Origin of the sequence: Shimia sp. R9_2, assembly GCF_017743735.1 — a bacterium.
Classification (GTDB): Bacteria; Pseudomonadota; Alphaproteobacteria; order Rhodobacterales; family Rhodobacteraceae; genus Shimia.
Genome location: NZ_JAGHRO010000006.1, coordinates 1 through 16,295 on the forward strand (window position 1 = coordinate 1; position 16,295 = coordinate 16,295).

General features: G+C 58.5%; 19 protein-coding genes, 1 tRNA gene and 1 riboswitch. Of the genes, 15 read left to right on the top strand and 5 right to left on the bottom strand.

Translation table 11 applies throughout. The annotated features are described in order from the left end of the window. Nucleotides 1-175: 175 nt before the first annotated feature. On the top strand, nucleotides 176-700 hold the full coding sequence (locus J7400_RS14435) for a hypothetical protein (protein ID WP_209064526.1): 525 nt from the start codon (nucleotides 176-178) through the stop codon (nucleotides 698-700). A gap of 487 nt (nucleotides 701-1,187) precedes the next feature. Here the strand turns inward: J7400_RS14435 and J7400_RS14440 are convergent, their stop codons facing one another. Continuing rightward, the gene (locus tag J7400_RS14440) at nucleotides 1,188-1,748 is read right to left on the bottom strand and encodes a TetR/AcrR family transcriptional regulator (protein ID WP_209064528.1); all 561 of its coding nucleotides are present in this window, start codon (nucleotides 1,746-1,748) and stop codon (nucleotides 1,188-1,190) included. A 136-nt stretch (nucleotides 1,749-1,884) separates the two neighbouring features. On the opposite strand from J7400_RS14440, the gene J7400_RS14445 reads away from it, so the two are divergent. Continuing rightward, nucleotides 1,885-2,355, top strand: a complete 471-nt coding sequence (locus J7400_RS14445) for a YHS domain-containing (seleno)protein (protein WP_209064530.1) — start codon at nucleotides 1,885-1,887, stop codon at nucleotides 2,353-2,355. Between the two features lie 100 nt (nucleotides 2,356-2,455). Here J7400_RS14445 and J7400_RS14450 read toward each other — a convergent pair. From J7400_RS14450 to deoC, 4 genes are all read right to left on the bottom strand, one after another. Beyond that, nucleotides 2,456-2,532: transfer RNA gene (locus tag J7400_RS14450), tRNA-Arg, on the bottom strand. A 78-nt stretch (nucleotides 2,533-2,610) separates the two neighbouring features. Next, nucleotides 2,611-3,093, bottom strand: a complete 483-nt coding sequence (locus J7400_RS14455; RefSeq protein ID WP_209064532.1) for an RNA pyrophosphohydrolase — start codon at nucleotides 3,091-3,093, stop codon at nucleotides 2,611-2,613. 110 nt (nucleotides 3,094-3,203) lie between these two features. Then, nucleotides 3,204-5,549, bottom strand: coding sequence for an aldehyde dehydrogenase family protein (locus tag J7400_RS14460; protein WP_209064534.1), 2,346 nt, complete (start codon nucleotides 5,547-5,549; stop codon nucleotides 3,204-3,206). 19 nt (nucleotides 5,550-5,568) lie between these two features. Beyond that, nucleotides 5,569-6,561 (bottom strand): deoxyribose-phosphate aldolase, encoded by a 993-nt coding sequence (gene deoC / locus J7400_RS14465; protein WP_209064536.1) that lies wholly within the window; start codon nucleotides 6,559-6,561, stop codon nucleotides 5,569-5,571. 249 nt (nucleotides 6,562-6,810) lie between these two features. Here deoC and J7400_RS14470 point away from each other — a divergent pair, with 249 nt between their 5' ends. The 13 genes from J7400_RS14470 (at nucleotide 6,811) to J7400_RS14530 (ending at nucleotide 16,295) form a co-directional block, all read left to right on the top strand. Continuing rightward, complete coding sequence (locus J7400_RS14470; protein WP_247738821.1) at nucleotides 6,811-7,713, top strand: zinc ABC transporter substrate-binding protein; 903 nt, start codon at nucleotides 6,811-6,813, stop codon at nucleotides 7,711-7,713. Between the two features lie 10 nt (nucleotides 7,714-7,723). Beyond that, nucleotides 7,724-8,530, top strand: coding sequence for a metal ABC transporter ATP-binding protein (locus J7400_RS14475; RefSeq protein WP_209064540.1), 807 nt, complete (start codon nucleotides 7,724-7,726; stop codon nucleotides 8,528-8,530). A 3-nt stretch (nucleotides 8,531-8,533) separates the two neighbouring features. Continuing rightward, complete coding sequence (locus J7400_RS14480) at nucleotides 8,534-9,739, top strand: metal ABC transporter permease (protein ID WP_209064542.1); 1,206 nt, start codon at nucleotides 8,534-8,536, stop codon at nucleotides 9,737-9,739. Next, nucleotides 9,736-10,662, top strand: a complete 927-nt coding sequence (locus tag J7400_RS14485; protein ID WP_209064544.1) for a metal ABC transporter permease — start codon at nucleotides 9,736-9,738, stop codon at nucleotides 10,660-10,662. Before J7400_RS14480 ends, J7400_RS14485 begins: the two co-directional genes overlap by 4 nt. 173 nt (nucleotides 10,663-10,835) lie before the next feature. Beyond that, on the top strand, nucleotides 10,836-10,991 hold the full coding sequence (locus J7400_RS14490; RefSeq protein ID WP_209064547.1) for a hemin uptake protein HemP: 156 nt from the start codon (nucleotides 10,836-10,838) through the stop codon (nucleotides 10,989-10,991). A gap of 12 nt (nucleotides 10,992-11,003) precedes the next feature. Beyond that, complete coding sequence (locus J7400_RS14495; protein ID WP_209064549.1) at nucleotides 11,004-11,270, top strand: (2Fe-2S)-binding protein; 267 nt, start codon at nucleotides 11,004-11,006, stop codon at nucleotides 11,268-11,270. Further along, complete coding sequence (gene bfr / locus J7400_RS14500) at nucleotides 11,245-11,730, top strand: bacterioferritin (protein WP_209064551.1); 486 nt, start codon at nucleotides 11,245-11,247, stop codon at nucleotides 11,728-11,730. Before J7400_RS14495 ends, bfr begins: the two co-directional genes overlap by 26 nt. Nucleotides 11,731-11,851: 121 nt before the next feature. Then, nucleotides 11,852-11,959: riboswitch (TPP riboswitch) on the top strand. Nucleotides 11,960-12,007: 48 nt separating this feature from the next. Continuing rightward, complete coding sequence (gene thiD / locus J7400_RS14505) at nucleotides 12,008-12,811, top strand: bifunctional hydroxymethylpyrimidine kinase/phosphomethylpyrimidine kinase (RefSeq protein WP_209064553.1); 804 nt, start codon at nucleotides 12,008-12,010, stop codon at nucleotides 12,809-12,811. Continuing rightward, entirely contained in the window at nucleotides 12,808-13,785 is a 978-nt protein-coding gene (locus J7400_RS14510; protein WP_209064555.1) for an FAD-dependent oxidoreductase, read from the top strand. The genes thiD and J7400_RS14510 overlap by 4 nt, the downstream gene beginning before the upstream one ends. Further along, the gene (gene thiS, locus J7400_RS14515; RefSeq protein ID WP_209064557.1) at nucleotides 13,769-13,963 is read left to right on the top strand and encodes a sulfur carrier protein ThiS; all 195 of its coding nucleotides are present in this window, start codon (nucleotides 13,769-13,771) and stop codon (nucleotides 13,961-13,963) included. Before J7400_RS14510 ends, thiS begins: the two co-directional genes overlap by 17 nt. A 3-nt stretch (nucleotides 13,964-13,966) precedes the next feature. Beyond that, nucleotides 13,967-14,737, top strand: a complete 771-nt coding sequence (locus J7400_RS14520; protein WP_209064559.1) for a thiazole synthase — start codon at nucleotides 13,967-13,969, stop codon at nucleotides 14,735-14,737. Further along, a complete protein-coding gene (locus tag J7400_RS14525; RefSeq protein ID WP_209064561.1) occupies nucleotides 14,734-15,330 on the top strand; it encodes a thiamine phosphate synthase in 597 nt (198 codons plus the stop codon). Before J7400_RS14520 ends, J7400_RS14525 begins: the two co-directional genes overlap by 4 nt. Beyond that, the gene (locus tag J7400_RS14530) at nucleotides 15,327-16,295 is read left to right on the top strand and encodes a HesA/MoeB/ThiF family protein (RefSeq protein WP_209064563.1); all 969 of its coding nucleotides are present in this window, start codon (nucleotides 15,327-15,329) and stop codon (nucleotides 16,293-16,295) included. Before J7400_RS14525 ends, J7400_RS14530 begins: the two co-directional genes overlap by 4 nt.

Below are 16,295 nucleotides of genomic sequence, written 5' to 3' on the forward strand. Positions count from 1 at the left end.
CCGCGCAAGCCGAGGAAGCTCTGTGGAAGCATCAGGGGCGAAGTCGAGGGTGTGGCCGAAGGGCAACGTTGTGAGGGGTTTGGGCTTCTTGGATTGACCAGAGTTTCTGCCGAGCTGAGGCCAGTGTACGGTCTCTAAAATTTCGCGTGTACCGGGAATAGGCATAGATTTAACAATGCGAGACAAAAGAAATGATTGGCTAGTTTTGGTCATTTTGTTTGGGTCAATGGTTCTCATATGGAGTATTGAGAAGGTACTTTTTCAACAGGTTTCCAGATCAAGTTTTGAGCGGTTCTACGATGTTTTCCTCATAGGAAATCGTTTTGAATATCTCGCTGAATCCTCCAGCAGTGCGGTGTACTTTTTTGCTGCTTTCTTAGTCGCTGCACCCATCACGCTCTTTGTCTACTTCATCTATTTCGTGTTTATCGGTTTCGATGACGCTGCGATTGAAGAGAAATTGGGAGCCGAGAATGGCTTTCTAAAGGGGATTGCGTCTGTTGTTTTTTTGGGCGCAGCCGCTTGTTGGGCCGCTTTTTTTTCTTCCCTCACTGACTACAAGGGTGCTCAGTCTAAAGTGGCGTTTTTTCTCACAACTGAGGCTGCCCCGGTATTCTATGGAGGCTTAATTTTCGGCATTTGTTTGGTCGGATATGCTTGCGTTGTTTTGATCCGGAGGACGCTGAAGAAACATGTCTAACGATTTTGGGGTAGACGGGAATACCGTGGCAGATAGCAAACAGTGCACCGACCGAAATGCGCCAAATCTTTTATTCTCGAAGAATACTAGCAGACGCAGGAAATGCCTTTGCTGACGGCGGTTAATGCTCGGATTGGGGAAAGCGACCCGTGATTGTGCCCCGGATCTAGGCTATCGGGCCGAGAGCTTCTGCGTCGGGTGCCCACGAAACGCCGACCAGAGTGACTTTCCGCTCCTATGCCGGTAATGGGGGCGAGAGGCTTCTTTCGAGCTCCATTATCTGACGACGCCTCTCGCGCCTTGGAGTGACATTGCTAAGGGCATAGTACAGAGTGCGCTTGGAAGGAGTTCCCTAACTACCAGTGCAGAGCATCATCCCAACACACGTCAACAGCGACAACCCGAGCGCCACAGTTTCCCTGTTTGAGACTACTGAACTCCCCTCTGACCATCAAAAGAGGCGCCAAGCAGCTCTCAACCCCGCGGTTCACTCGCCCTCTTCCAGAAGGTGTTGCAGTCGGCCGCGCCAGTCTTGTCGGGAAGAGCCGGATTTGCCGATGGATTGAAACCCGAAATAGAGATGCAGGATCACATCTGCCAGCTCTTCTCTGTAAGCTGCGGTTTGGCCCACCCCCTTGGCGTCCAGAACCGACAAGATGCCACCACGCAGTCGGTCTGCCATGTCTTGTGTCTTGCGGGCGACATCGGGGTTTTCGGGGGCGACCTCGACCATGGCGTTGCAGATAAAACAGCCAAAGCTCGATTTGTCTGAGGGGGTAAACATCGGCATCAGGCAGTCTGTGGCGGAGCTCTCTTCGCATCCACGCAGGATGCCAAGCGTGGTGGTCACGACTGTCTGATCATAGCGTTCCAGTGCCGCTTGATAGACGCTCTCCTTATCCTCAAACGCCTTGTAGAAGCTCCCGCGGGTCAGACCCATCGCGGCAAGCAAGTCTGGCAGGTTGGTTGCTTTGTAGCCCTGGCGCCAGAATATCTCCATGGCACCATCCATCGCCTGATCGATGTCAAATTCCCTAGGTCTCGCCATTTGCCTCTCGTCTTTCCAAATGTGTCTGCGTGCTCACATCGATGTGATTTGTACCATTCGGTTCCCAATGTTACATCATTCCCCATAAGGAACCAAGCAGTTCCTAACGAGATCCAAAACGCTAAGGAGTTTCCAAATGCAAATCTTCAAGACACTGGTTACCGGCGCAGCTCTGTCTGTTGCTCTCGCAACGTCTTCCATCGCCGCAGGCGTTGAACTGAACGCAAGCTCCACTGGCCTGGCACTGCAGGGCTACGACCCGGTTGCATACTTCACCCAAGGTGAACCAACCAAAGGTGACTACCGCATCTCTTCCATCTACAACGACGCGACTTACCGCTTCGCTAACGAAGAGCACAAAGCTGCTTTTGAAGCAGATCCAGAAGCCTACCTGCCTCAGTACGGCGGTTACTGCGCCTTTGGTGCGGCCATGGGCTTCAAATTCGACGGTGACCCAGAGTACTGGAAAATCGTTGACGGCGAACTGTTCCTGAACCTGTCTCAAGACATTCAGGTGCGCTGGGAAGAAGACGTCCCTGGCTTCATCGAGCGCGCAGACACCAACTGGACTGACATCGCTGACAAAGCACCGGAAGCCCTTCAATAACCCCTGACGACTTCCGTCTTCCCCCAGAGCCCCTGCCTTCCCCGGCAGGGGCTTTTTTGCGCCTGAGGAAGTTCGTTGATGTGTGTGTGGCGAGGGAATGTGGCGACCCCGGCAGGATTCGAACCTGCAACCTGCCCCTTAGGAGGGGGCTGCTCTATCCAGTTGAGCCACGGGGCCGTGGTGTATGTGTTCTAGCGGCGATGTTTTGGAATGTCATGGGCGATGTTTGGTACTTGTTACGCGCCCTCGGCCGCTTCAGACCTTCTCAGAAAAATCCGCCACCACTTGGGCATAGACTTCACGTTTGAACGGCACGATGTTGTCGACCAAATCACCGACCGGAAGCCAGCGCCATTCGGAAAACTCCGGATGATCCACCGCGATATTCACATCGCGATCGGTGCCGTGGAAGCGCAGAAGAAACCACTTTTGTTTCTGTCCACGAAAGCGGCCCTTCCAGATGCGTGGCACGATGTCATGCGGCAGATCATAGGCGATCCAGTCTGCGGTTTCCGCTTCGACCGTCACCAGATCTGCAGAGACGCCAGTTTCCTCTTCGAGCTCACGTAGGGCGGCGTCTTTGGCGCTTTCGCCTTTGTCGATCCCGCCTTGGGGCATCTGCCAAGCTGGGACCTCGCTGTCGAGGCGCTGGCCGACGAACACATGGCCGTCGCCATTCACCAGCATCACACCCACGTTTTCACGGTAGGGCAATTTTGCGATCTCTTCTGGTGTCATAACGGGCTCCCTGACTTGATGGTGTCTCACTGGTATCGCCCCTGAAAGAGGGTCGCAAATGAAAACAGCCCCGCGCGGGCAGGGCTGTTTCGACTTCCAGAGGGCGGGCCTTATTCGCCGTAAGGCACCCAGATGTTTTTGACCTCGGTTGCGGCCTGCAGGAAGGCGCGCCCTTCACCATCAGCGCTCTGCCAGTCGCGGGCAGCGCCGTTGTTGACCCAGGTGCGCTTCAGGTTGCCCGCGCTTGCGGCCTCAATCTCCTGCGCCAAGTCGGTGCTGGAGAACGACCAAACCGCATCAACGTCCAGATGCCCGGCCAGCGAGCCTGCGAGTTCCGCGTGAGAGCCGGTGAGAATGTTCACCACACCGGCTGGCACATCGGAGGTTTCCAGCACCTGATAGAAATCAGTTGCTGCGAGCGGGAAAGCCTCGGAGGCGACAAGCACGGCGCGGTTGCCCATTGCGATGGCTGGAGCCATGGCAGAGATCAGGCCAAGAAGCGGGGCTTCGTCAGCACAGAGCGCGCCGATCACACCGACCGGTTCCTTCATGGCAAGGGCGACGCCACGAATGGGCACGCCATGGGCTTGGCCGTCGTATTTGTCGGCCCAGGCCGCATAGGTGAAGAGACGGCTGATCGCGACGTCAACTTCGTTTGCGCCATCTTTGCCGCCGGTCAGCGCGTCGATGCGGCGCGCGAACTCTTCGCTGCGGGCGGAGAGGTTTTCGGCAATGTAGTAAAGGATTTGCGCTCGCAGGTGGCCAGTGGTGCCGGACCAGCCTTTGGCCGCATGCGCAGCCTCGACAGCGTTGCGCACATCTTTGCGGTTGGCGATCGGCGCCTGGCCAAGCAGTGCGCCGTTTTTGCCGTAGATATTCTGGCTGTAACCGCCATCCGGGCGCGCCTGTTTACCACCGACATAGAGCTTGGGTGTGCGGTCCAGCGGATCCACCGGGCCTTTGTCACCGGTGAAGGCTTCAACCGGCTTGAGTGCTTTGGCGGTGCCTTTAGGCTTGGTGTAGGCGGCAAGTCCTTCCCAGCCCCCCTCGCGGCCGTAGCCACTTTCACGCACGCCGCCAAAGCCGGCGGCGGCATCAAAGAGATTGGTGGCGTTCACCCAAACCACGCCGGCAGCGAGTTTGGGCGCGATGTCGAGCGCAAGGTTGACGTTCTCCGTCCACAATGTCGCGGCCAAGCCATAACGTGTGTTGTTGGCCAGCTGTACCGCCTCAGATGGGGTGCGGAAGGTGGTGGAGACGAGCACCGGGCCAAAAATCTCTTCCTGCATCAGCTTGGAGGAGGGGGCGAGGCCAGTGATCAGTGTGGGGGGATAGAAGCAGCCTTCCACCGGCATGTCGATGGCGGCTTGGTAGGTTTCACCCTCTGTGTTGCTTGCGACCATCTCGGTGATGGTTTGTAACTGCACCGGATCCACCACAGCGCCCACATCAATGCATTTGTCCAGCGGGTTGCCAATGCGCAGCCCGTCCATGCGCGCCTTCAGCTTGGCGTGGAAGCGCTCGGCAATGCCTTCTTGCACCAGCAGGCGGGACCCTGCGCAGCAGACTTGGCCTTGGTTGAACCAGATTGCATCCACCAGACCTTCGATGGCGCTGTCGATGTCTGCGTCTTCAAACACGATGTAGGGTGATTTGCCGCCGAGCTCCAGCGTGAGAGACTTGCCGGATCCAGCAGTGGCTTCGCGGATGCGCTTGCCCACAACGGTGGAGCCGGTGAAGGCCACTTTGTTGACGTCGTCATGCGTGGTGATCATTTCGCCGACGGCGCCGTCACCGGTAACGATGTTCACCACGCCCGCAGGCAGGCCCGCCTGTTGGCAAATGTCAGCAAAGAGCAGCGCGGTAAGGGAGGTATACTCCGCCGGTTTCAGCACCACAGTGTTGCCCATGGCAAGCGCAGGGGCCACTTTCCACGCCAGCATCAGCAGCGGGAAGTTCCATGGGATGATCTGGCCGCAAACACCAAGCGCTTGAGCGTTGGGCAGCTCTGCTTCCATCAGCTGCGCCATGCCAGCGTGATAGTAGAAATGGCGCTGCACCAGCGGGATGTCGATGTCGCGGCTTTCGCGGATCGGCTTGCCGTTATCCAGTGTCTCCAGAACTGCAAACAGGCGCGCGTGTTTCTGCAGCAGGCGCGCAATGGCATAAAGGTATTTTGCGCGGCTATGCCCGCCAAGACCTTCCCATTTGCCCTGGGCCTTGCGCGCCGCCTTGACCGCGGCATTGACCTCATCTTGGGAGGCTTGCGTCAGGTCTGCCAGCGTTTCGCCATTGGCGGGGTTCTTGGATTGGAAGTCCTTGCGCGGCGCGGTCCAGGCACCGTCGACGAAATGGCCGAAGGCCGCGCCTTGATCGACGATCCAAGCCAGCGCATCTGCGGCGCTTTCTGGGGCAGGGCCATAATCCATGGTCTCAAAAATCTCTTTTACGGTCATCGTGTCAGCCTTTCTCGGATCAAGCCATCGCGTGGCGGCAGGAGGCCGAGTATTGGCCGGTGACGTGGTGTTCGAGCTGGCGTTCGATGTCGCCGAGCAGGGAAGATGCGCCAAAGCGGAAGAGGTCAGGCTGCAACCAGCGGTCTCCCAGCTCGTCCTTGATCAACGACAGATAAACGAGCGCGTCTTTGGCTTTGGAAATGCCGCCCGCAGGTTTGTAACCCACGCGGAAACCTGTGCGCTCATAATAGTCACGGATCGCGCGGACCATCACGAGGGTGACGGGCAGGGTCGCGTTCACGCTTTCCTTGCCGGTGGAGGTCTTGATGAAATCAGCGCCTGCCATCATGCAGACAAGCGAAGCCTTTGCCACATTGCGCAGTGTGCCCAGTTCGCCAGTCGCCAGAATGGCTTTCACATGGGCATCGCCGCAAGCCTCACGCATGTCTTTCATTTCATCATACAAAGCCTGCCAGTTGCCCTGCAGCACGTGACGGCGGGTGATGACGATGTCAATTTCTTCAGCACCTGCTTTTACGCTCTCGCCAATTTCGGCAATGCGCAGATGATAGGGAGAAAGGCCCGCAGGAAAACCGGTTGACACCGCCGCCACAGGAATGCCGGTGCCTTTGAGGGCATTTACCGCGGTTTCGACCATATCGTGATACACGCAGACCGCTCCCGTGGTCAGGCCTTCCATGCCAAGTGCGGCCAGCAGGTCGGCGCGGACAGGCTGGGCGGCTTTGGCTGCAAGGCGTTCAACGCGGCCTTCGGTGTCATCCCCGGAGAGCGTCGTCAGGTCGATCAGCGAAATTGCCTTGCACAACCAGGCCGCCTGGTAGTCTTTTTTGACAGACCGGCGGCCCGGCAGCGTCTTGGCGCGGCGTTCAATAGCTGAGGTGTTGGCCTGCGCACTGCGCACCCAGTCCAGATCCAGCGCCATGCCGGGGTTGCGCGGCTCCAATGCGGTGGGCAGCTGATGCCCTTCGGAGGTCAGTGTTGACGTAGCCATCGGCCTATCCTGTTGCGAAAAACAGGCTTCAAAATGCCCTACAATATGAGTGCTTGGCAAGGTATGGTGGCGCGCATTTGCTCATTTTTTGACCATATGGTCAGGTAAAAGATGCGAATAAGTCGCAATAGCGTTGACATATTTGAGAATGGTTCTCATATTCAATCTGAACTGGTGAATGAGGGCAGAATGCGATTCTCTCGGCGCGACTTTATTTTGACAACCATAGCGACAAGTTTGGGTGGTGCGATGCCCGCATTCGCTGCTGGCAAGCTGCAGGTTGTGGCGACCACCGGGATGATTGCCGACACGGCGCGCCGCATTGGCGGAGACCTGGTCGCAGTAAAGGGGCTGATGGGACCGGGTGTTGATCCGCATGCTTACCGCCAGACCCGCACCGATATCGTGGCACTGACCAAGGCGGACCTTGTGTTGTGGCACGGCCTCTATCTCGAAGCGCAGATGGAAGAGTTTTTCCACAAGCTGGAGAAGCGCGGCACCGTTGTTGCGGTGACAGACACATTGCCAAAGACACTTTTGCGCGGCCACGACGACTATGAGGACAAATTTGATCCTCACGTCTGGATGGATCCAAAGCTCTGGGTCTTTGTCGCAGAGCGTATCCGCGACGCACTTACAGAGAAGATGCCGGAAGCCGCTGCGCAGTTTGAGGCCAATACCGTAGAGTTTCTGGCGGAGCTTAATGCGCTGAGTGACTATGCGGCCAACGCGTTGACCTCCGTACCGCAAGAGGCGCGCATTTTGCTGACAGCCCATGATGCCTTTGGGTATTTTGGTCAGGCCTATGGGTTTGAGGTTATGGGCATCCAAGGCATTTCAACCGAGTCAGAGGCCGGTTTGAACCGGATTGGTGAGCTGGTTGATATGCTGGTCGCGCGCCAGATCGGTGCCGTGTTTGTCGAAAGCTCCGTCTCTGACCGTTCGATCCGCGCCCTTGTTGAAGGCGCTGCGGCCAAGGGCCATGAGGTTGCGATTGGCGGCGAGCTTTACTCGGATGCCATGGGGGCGGAAGGCGCCTATGAAGGCACCTATGTCGGTATGATTGACCACAACATCACTGTGATTTCACGGGCGCTTGGCGGACAGGCTCCGGTGCGCGGGATGTCTGGTGATCTGACGGTTGGGTCATAAGGAGAAAGAGATGAGCGTTTCCCTGGCAGCAAACGAGGGTGTAGCGCCCTCATCTTCTTCTGTTTCTGACAGCCCGCTGGCGATCCGTGGCATGACCGTCTCTTACGGTCAGAAACCGGTTGTGTTTTCCGTCGATATGACCGTGGCCGAAGGCTCCATGACCGCGATCATCGGGCCGAACGGCGCGGGCAAATCGACTTTGCTGAAGGCGGCGCTCGGGATTGTGTCGCCTCTCGCGGGGCAGGCGACCGTCTTTGGCAAGCCGCTCAAGTCGGCGCGACACCGCATCGCTTATGTGCCACAGCGCGCCAGTGTGGATTGGGATTTCCCAACCCGAGTGATTGATGTGGTGCTGATGGGGCTGTCCCGCGAACTGGGCTTGCTGCGCCGCATTCGCCCGCACCATATGGACAAAGCGCGCGTCTGTCTGGAGCGCGTGGGCATGACCGAATTTGCAGAACGCCAGATTGGCCAGCTTTCCGGTGGTCAGCAACAGCGCGTGTTCCTTGCGCGTGCCTTGGCCCAAAACGCTGATCTCTATCTGCTGGATGAGCCTTTTGCGGGCGTAGATGCCGCCACAGAAAAAGCCATCATCGACGTGCTCAAGGCGCTGCGTTCTGAAGGCAAAACCGTGGTGGCCGTGCATCACGACCTGACCACTGTGCCAACTTATTTTGACCGTGTGTTCCTGATCAACACCCGTAGAGTTGCTGAAGGCACTGTAGCGGAGGCCTTTACACCAGATAGGCTCCACAAGACCTACGGCGGACGTCTGGCAACCGGGCAGATCGATCAGCTGGAACTCGCGGCAGGCTAACCCATGTTGCTTGACGCTCTGACTTTGCAGCTTGGCTACAACGCCACGCTGGTGACTGTGGGTGCCACTTTGCTGGGTGTCGCATCCGGTGTCACCGGAACCTTTCTCTATCTGCGCAAACGTGCCTTGGTCAGCGATGCGATCAGCCACGCGACCCTGCCCGGTGTCGGGCTGGCCTTTATTGTGATGGTGCTGCTTGGGGGCGATGGGCGGTCATTGCCTGGCCTGCTTATGGGCGCCGCGCTTTCGTCGTGGATCGGGCTGCTGTGCGTCAATCTGCTGACCCAGCGCACCCGGCTTTCTGAGGACGCCGCCATTGGCGCAGTGCTTTCGGTGTTCTTTGGCTTTGGCATTGTCTTGCTGACAGTCATTCAAACCATGGGAAGCGGGCGTGCTGCAGGGCTTGAGAGCTTCCTGCTCGGAGCCACGGCGGGCATGTTGTTTAACGATGCGATGGTCATCGCCGTAGGCGGCGCGCTGACGCTTCTGGTGGTTGTGATCCTGCGCCGTCCGATGACATTGCTGGCGTTTGATCCTGAATATGCGGCCGCGCGCGGCTTGAATGTGCAACGCATGGATCTGGCGATCATGGCGCTGGCCATGGCCGTCACGGTGATTGGTTTGAAAATTGTCGGGCTGATCCTGATTGTGGCGATGCTGATTATCCCGCCGGTCACCGCCCGTTTCTGGACTGATCGAACCGACCGTATGACGCTGATCGCTGGTCTTGCTGGCGGGGCTGCCGCGTGGATCGGAGCCAGCCTTTCGGCCATCGCGCCAGCGCTGCCCACCGGTCCGATCATCGTTTTGGTCAGTTTCGCGCTCTTTGCACTGTCGCTTCTGCTCGCGCCCAATCGCGGTCTGCTTGCTGTCGGGATCCGCCACAACCGTTTCCAACGCCGGGTTCATTTGCGGCAGGGCCTGTTAGCTTTGGCGCAGGGGCAGCCGATCTATGAGGCCTATACGCTGCGTCTTTTGCGTCGCGCCGGATTGGCGCATGCCGATGGTGTCGCCACCGACACAGGCCGGGCGCGCGCCGCCAAGGCGCTTCGGGATGAGAAACGCTGGGAAACCGTGCGTCAGGATCAGGCCTTTGAAAGCGCCGCCGCGCTTTATGACGGGCTTCGCGATATCGAAACCGTGCTGACCGCCGACCAGACCGCCGAGATTGACCACCGGATTGGTGGCCCCAAAGAGGTACAGCCATGAGCGGTGTGGAATTTGTCCCTCTGTCACTAACCCCAATGTTGATCGGCGTGCTGTCGGCCATCGCTTGTGCGCTCCCCGGCAACTTTCTTTTGCTGCGCAAACAGGCCCTGATCGGAGATGCCATCTCCCATGTGGTTCTGCCGGGTATTGTCACGGCCTTTCTGCTCACAGGCATCGTCGCGGCCGTGCCAATGATGCTTGGCGCTGCCGGTGCGGCCGTTGTCGCTGTAGTGATGATCGAAGCCATCCGCCGTTTGGGCAACATCGAGCCTGGGGCCGCCATGGGGCTCACCTTCACCACGCTTTTTGCGGCTGGCGTTTTGTTGCTGGAACAAAGCGACACCTCCGGCGTGCATCTGGATGTGGAACACGCGCTTTATGGCAATCTGGAAAGCCTGATCTGGCTGGATGCGATTGGCTGGGAAAGCCTGTTGGCCCCAGTGGCGCTTGCCGGTTTGCCACCAGAGCTGGCCCGCGTTGCCATCGCTTTGTGCGGGGTGGTCGTGTTCCTCTGGCTGTTTTGGCGGCCCTTGGTGCTTTCCACATTTGATGAGAGCTTCGCGCAGTCCATGGGCGTGCCAACCACCGCGCTTGGCATCGCTGTGGTGATGGTCTCGGCGTTGGCTGCTGTGGCGGCCTTTGATGCGGTCGGGTCGATCATTGTGATCGCCATGTTCATCTGCCCACCCGCCGCCGCGCGGCTGATGACCAACCGTCTTGAGCATCAAATTGCATGGAGCGTGGTGTTTGCGGGGCTCTCCGCTGTTCTTGGCTATGTGCTGGCAGGATACGGGCCGTTGTGGATCGGGTTTGAGGACGCCGTGAGCGCGGCAGGCATGATCGCGACTGTGTCCGGTCTCATACTGGCTGTTGCGGCCTTCTGCGCTCCCCACCGCCATCGAACAGGCGCGCCTGCTCTCTAAAATTTTAAACCTGATTAAAAAACTCTGATTGACCTTCCTTACTGTTTTAGTAAGAAAAAGCACTCACCTTGCTCTGATGCTGTGCGAAAGCCGAATCGATAGCGGGTGAAGAGACTGTGCCTACACCTGGAAGGCGAAATGCGATGTCACGCGAAGAAAATAAGAGTTCAAATATGACCGACCGCTTTGACGCAAACACTGTGCAATCGACGCCGATCCACGACGCGGAGAGTCTGACCGATGGCGGAAATCTGGCGCGCATTCGGCTGAATGAAGCAGAATACACCTTGCGCATCACGCGGCAGGGAAAACTGATCCTCACTAAATAAACTGGACCTGTCATGATCATTTGCCACTGCATGAACATATCAGATCAAGAGATTCACGCCGCCATCGACTGGATGCGTGCCTCTGATCCAGCGGCTTTGATCAATCCAGGAAAAGTCTATCACGCTTTGGGTAAAGCGGCGGATTGTGGCGGCTGCATGCCGCTGTTCCTCGACACAATGCGCAAAAATGATAACCTCTCTGTGCCAGCGCACCTTTGTGGTTTGCGCAAGCCACAGTCGGAGGAGTTACCCATTGAAAGGCAATCCAGAAGTTATTGAATACCTGAATAAATCCCTAAGACATGAGTTGACCGCTGTCAGCCAATATTGGCTGCACTATCGTTTGCAAGAGGACTGGGGATTGCTTCACATGGCGAAGAAAAGCCGTGAAGAATCCATCGAAGAGATGGAGCATGCTGACAAGCTCATCGCCCGCATTATTTTCCTGGGCGGTCACCCAAATCTCCAGAAGCTAGATCCGCTCCGCATCGGCCAAACGCCGCTTGAGACACTTGAGTGCGATCTTGCCGCTGAGATCAGCGCGCGCGAGCTGTACGCAGAAGCGCGTGTTTGCTGTCAGTCGGCAGGAGACTTCGTGTCCATGAAGCTGTTTGAAGAACTGATCGCGGATGAAGAAGGTCACATAGATTTCCTCGAAACCCAGCTCGAACTGCACGAGCGTCTCGGTGCGGAAAAATATGCACAGCTTAATGCCGCTCCTATGGATGAGGCGGAATAATCGCGCGACGCTGGAGGTAACCTCGGCGTACGCTGGCCGTCTTGCCGAATAAAACGACACCTGATGCCTGCATTGGGTGTCGTTTTGTTTTGACGTTGCGTCCGGCCTTTTGTAAGCATCGCCCAAACCGTTGGGGTGTCCCACTTGTTGGGGCTGAGAGTCGCGCTTGCGTAAACCCATCGAACCTGATCCGGGCAATTCCGGCGGAGGGAACGGTGTCAAAGTAGATGACGTTTTTGCCGTGCGGAATCCCGTTTGCGAACTGGGAGGCGCCACTTTGGCACGTATCGCTTTGACAATTGCCGGCTCTGACAGCGGCGGCGGCGCAGGTATTCAGGCAGATTTGAAAGCGTTTTCCGCGCTGGGCACCTTTGGCACCAGTGTGATCACCGCCGTGACAGCGCAAAACACCCAAGCCGTAACGGCTGTGCATCCGATCCCGCTTGATGTGGTGCGTGCACAAATTGATGCTGTGCTCTCAGATATGGACGTCAATGCCATCAAAATCGGCATGCTGGCCACGCCGGAAATCATCCAAACGGTGGCCGAGGCAATCAAGGATTTCGCGGGCCCTGTGGTGCTCGACACCGTGATGATCGCCAAATCCGGTGACGCGCTATTGGCCGATGAAGCGGTGGCAACGCTGCGCGAGGTTTTGGTGTCACGCGCGGCGGTGATCACACCCAACCTCCCCGAAGCCGCGCGGCTTCTTGACCAAACTTCTGCTGTAGATGATGCAGCCATGGTGGCGCAGGGGCAGGCGCTTTGTGCGCTGGGCGCGCAAGCGGTTCTGATGAAAGGCGGCCATGCGAGCGGCGAAATTTGCCGAGATTTTCTGGTGTCGCCCGAAGGCGTTGCCGCCGAATTTACAGCGCCGCGCAAAAACACCCGCAACACCCATGGCACCGGATGCACCCTGTCGTCCTCGGTTGCGGCAGGCTTGGCTAAGGGGCTGAACCTTGAGGAGGCTGTGAGGGAAGCGCACGCCTATCTACAGGGCGCGATTGCTGCGGCTGATGATCTCAACATCGGCAAGGGCCACGGGCCGCTGCACCATTTCCACCGGGTTTGGCCTGCATGACACTTTATTCCGTCATAGGTGCGGGCGTGGCTGGATTGGCCGTGGCCACCGAGCTTATGGAGCGCGGGGCCGAGGTGCAGGTATTTGATCCTGCCGGACCACCTGGCCCCCATGGCTGTAGCTGGTGGGCCGGGGGCATGCTTGCGCCATGGTGTGAATATGAAAACGCCGAAGAGCCAGTCTTGCGGCTGGGGCAGGAGGCGATCGACTGGTGGGCCAAACGGACCCCTGTCACCAAATCAGGCACTTTGGTTGTGGCCAACAAACGGGATTTGCCGGACCTGCGCCGCTTTGCCCGCCGCACGGAACAGTTTGTCGAGGTGGGGCGTGAAAAAGTCACCGAGCTGGAGCCTGATCTGCACGGTTTTGGGCAAGGCCTTTTCTTTGAGGGTGAGGCGCACCTCAACCCGCGGCAGGCGCTTCAGGATCTCTACCGGGGTCTCAAAGACAACGGTGTCATCTTTCACAAACGCCTTGCCCCGTCGTCGCTGGAAAACGCCATCGACTGTCGCGGTCTGTCCGCGCGCGAATACCTCTATGATCTGCGTGGAGTGAAAGGCGAGATGCTCATCATCCGTTGTCCGGACGTGGAAATCACCCGCCCTGTGCGCCTGCTGCATCCGCGTATCCCGCTCTATATCGTACCGCGCGGCGAAGGTATCTATATGCTTGGCGCGACAATGATTGAAAGCGAAGACAGCAGCCGCATCACCGCACGCGCCATGCTGGAAATGCTGAGCGCGGCCTATGCACTGAACCCGGCTTTTGGCGAGGCCGAAGTTCTGGAAATTGGCGTCGATCTGCGCCCCGCGTTCCCTGACAACCTGCCACGCATCCGTCGCTTGGGTCGGACAATCTACGCCAATGGGCTTTACCGCCATGGCTACCTGCTCGCACCAGCCTTGGCGCGCGGCGTGGCAGATCTGGCGCTTCACAACACACATTCGGAGATGGTCGATGAAGATCGTGCTTAACGGAGAGGCGCGCGATGTCGCTGCCACCACCCTTGCCGCGCTTTTGGAAGAATGCGGTTTCTCGGGCCGCGTGGCGACCTCTCTCAATGAAACTTTTGTTCCGGCCACCATGCGCGGCGTTCAGACGTTGAATTATGGCGACCGCATCGAAGTTGTCGCACCGATGCAGGGAGGCTGAGTGATGAGAGCGTTTTATGGTGTTGATCTGCTCAATCCGCTAATGCTGGGCACCGCACAATATCCAAGCCCGGCCATTCTCGAAGAGGCCTTCCGCACAAGTGGCGCTGGCGTGGCCACGGTGTCTTTGCGTCGTGAAGGGGCTGGCGGGACCGGGCAAACATTTTGGAAAATGATTCAGGATCTGGGTGTGCACGTGCTGCCCAACACCGCGGGCTGTCACACCGTCAAAGAGGCTGTCACCACCGCCCATATGGCGCGTGAGGTCTTTGACACGAAATGGATCAAGCTTGAGCTCATCGGCCACACCGACAGCTTGCAGCCAGATGTGTTTCAGCTCGTGGAAGCCGCGCGCATCCTTTCAGAAGACGGTTTTGAGGTGTTCCCCTACACTACCGAAGATTTGATTGTGGGCGAGCGCCTTCTGGAGGCGGGGTGCGAGGTGCTGATGCCATGGGGTGCCCCCATTGGTTCCGGCCGGGGCCTCAACAACATCTACGCCCTGCGCGCCATGCGGGCCGAATTTCCGGATGTGCCTCTGGTGGTGGATGCGGGCATTGGTCTGCCCTCCCATGCGGCGGCTGCCATGGAGCTGGGTTTTGACGCGGTGCTGCTCAACACCGCTGTCGCCCGCGCCGGAGATCCTGCGGCTATGGCCAAAGCCATGATGCTGGCCGTCGAAGCCGGGCAAGCCGCGTTTGAAGCCGATCCCATTGAGGCGCGCGATATGGCCGAAGCCTCCACGCCGGTAATTGGAAAGGCCTTCCTGTCATGATGCTTGATCGTTTCTATCCCATTTTTGATGACGTGAGCTGGCTCAAGCGGATGTTGCCGCTTGGTGTGAAACTCGTGCAGTTGCGCATCAAGGATCAGCCAGAGGCACATGTGCGCGCCCAGATTGCCGAAGGTCAGGCGCTCTGTCGCGAATACGGCGCGGTACTGGTGATCAATGATTACTGGCAGGCGGCGATTGATCTGGGCTGCGAGTGGATTCACCTCGGGCAGGAAGATCTCGACGACGCGGATATGAAAGCGATCCGCCAAGCAGGTCTCAAACTCGGCGTGTCGACCCATGACGATGATGAGCTGGAGCGTGTTTTGGCGATGTCTCCGGAGTATGTCGCACTTGGCCCGGTCTATCCGACCATTCTAAAAAAGATGAAATGGCACCAACAGGGCCTGCCCCGCGTGACCGAATGGAAGGCTCGCGTGGGAGCTGTGCCGCTTGTCGGGATCGGCGGCATGTCTGTCGAGCGCGCGCAGGGCGTGTTTGAGGCCGGTGCCGATATCGTGTCCGCAGTGACCGACATCACGCTCAATTCCGACCCGGAAGCGCGCGTGCTTGCATGGTTGGAGGTCTCAAGATGAGCCGCTACGCGCGCCAGATGATCTTGCCTGAGGTTGGTGATGCCGGGCAGGAAAAGCTCGCCGCCGCTCATGTGCTGGTGATTGGCGCGGGTGGTTTGGCTGCCAGCGCTCTGCCGCTTATGGCAGGGGCGGGTGTGGGCCGCATCACCATTGTGGATGGCGACCGCATAGAGCGCTCCAATCTGCACCGCCAAACTCTGTTCACAGAGCGGGACGAAGGTTTGCCCAAGGCTGAGGTGGCCGCTGCGCGGTGCACCGCGATCAACGGCGATATCGCGGTTGAGGCCGTGGTGGCGACACTTACCCCTGCGGTGGCGTCGGTCATGGTCGAAGAGCCCAATCTTGTGCTCGACTGCGCTGACAGCTACGCGGTCAGCTACACCTTGAGCGATGTGTGTTTCGCGCAGAATGTGCCCCTGATCACCGGTTCTGCCCTTGCATTTTCGGGCTATGCTGCCGGTGTGTGCGGCGGCGCGCCCTCGCTGCGCGCGATTTTCCCGGAGGCCCCGCAAAACGCGGCCAGTTGCGCCAGCGCTGGGGTGCTGGGGCCGGTGGTTGCCATGATCGGAACGTTGCAGGCGCAAATGGCGCTGTCCTGTCTGATCGGTTTGAGCCCGAGTCCGCTTGGCCAGATGGTGCAATATGACGCCACAACTCTGCGCAGCGCGTCGTTCCGCTTTGACGGCGCAGCTGAACCGGCGCAGGCCTTCCCCTTCGTCAGCCCGGATATGCTGGAAAGCGGCGACACCATTGTCGAGCTGCGCGACGCCGATGAAGCCGCCATTCCAGCGCACCCCAATGCGCGCCGGATCGACCCCGCAAAACTCAAAGAGACCTTGCCTGCAAATGGCACCGGCCGCCTCGCGTTGTGCTGTGCCACAGGTCTGCGTGCCTGGCGCGCTGCAGAATCCGCAACCGAATTTTGGCCCGGCGAGATTGTTCTCGTCGCGGCTTCCGCTTCTTAA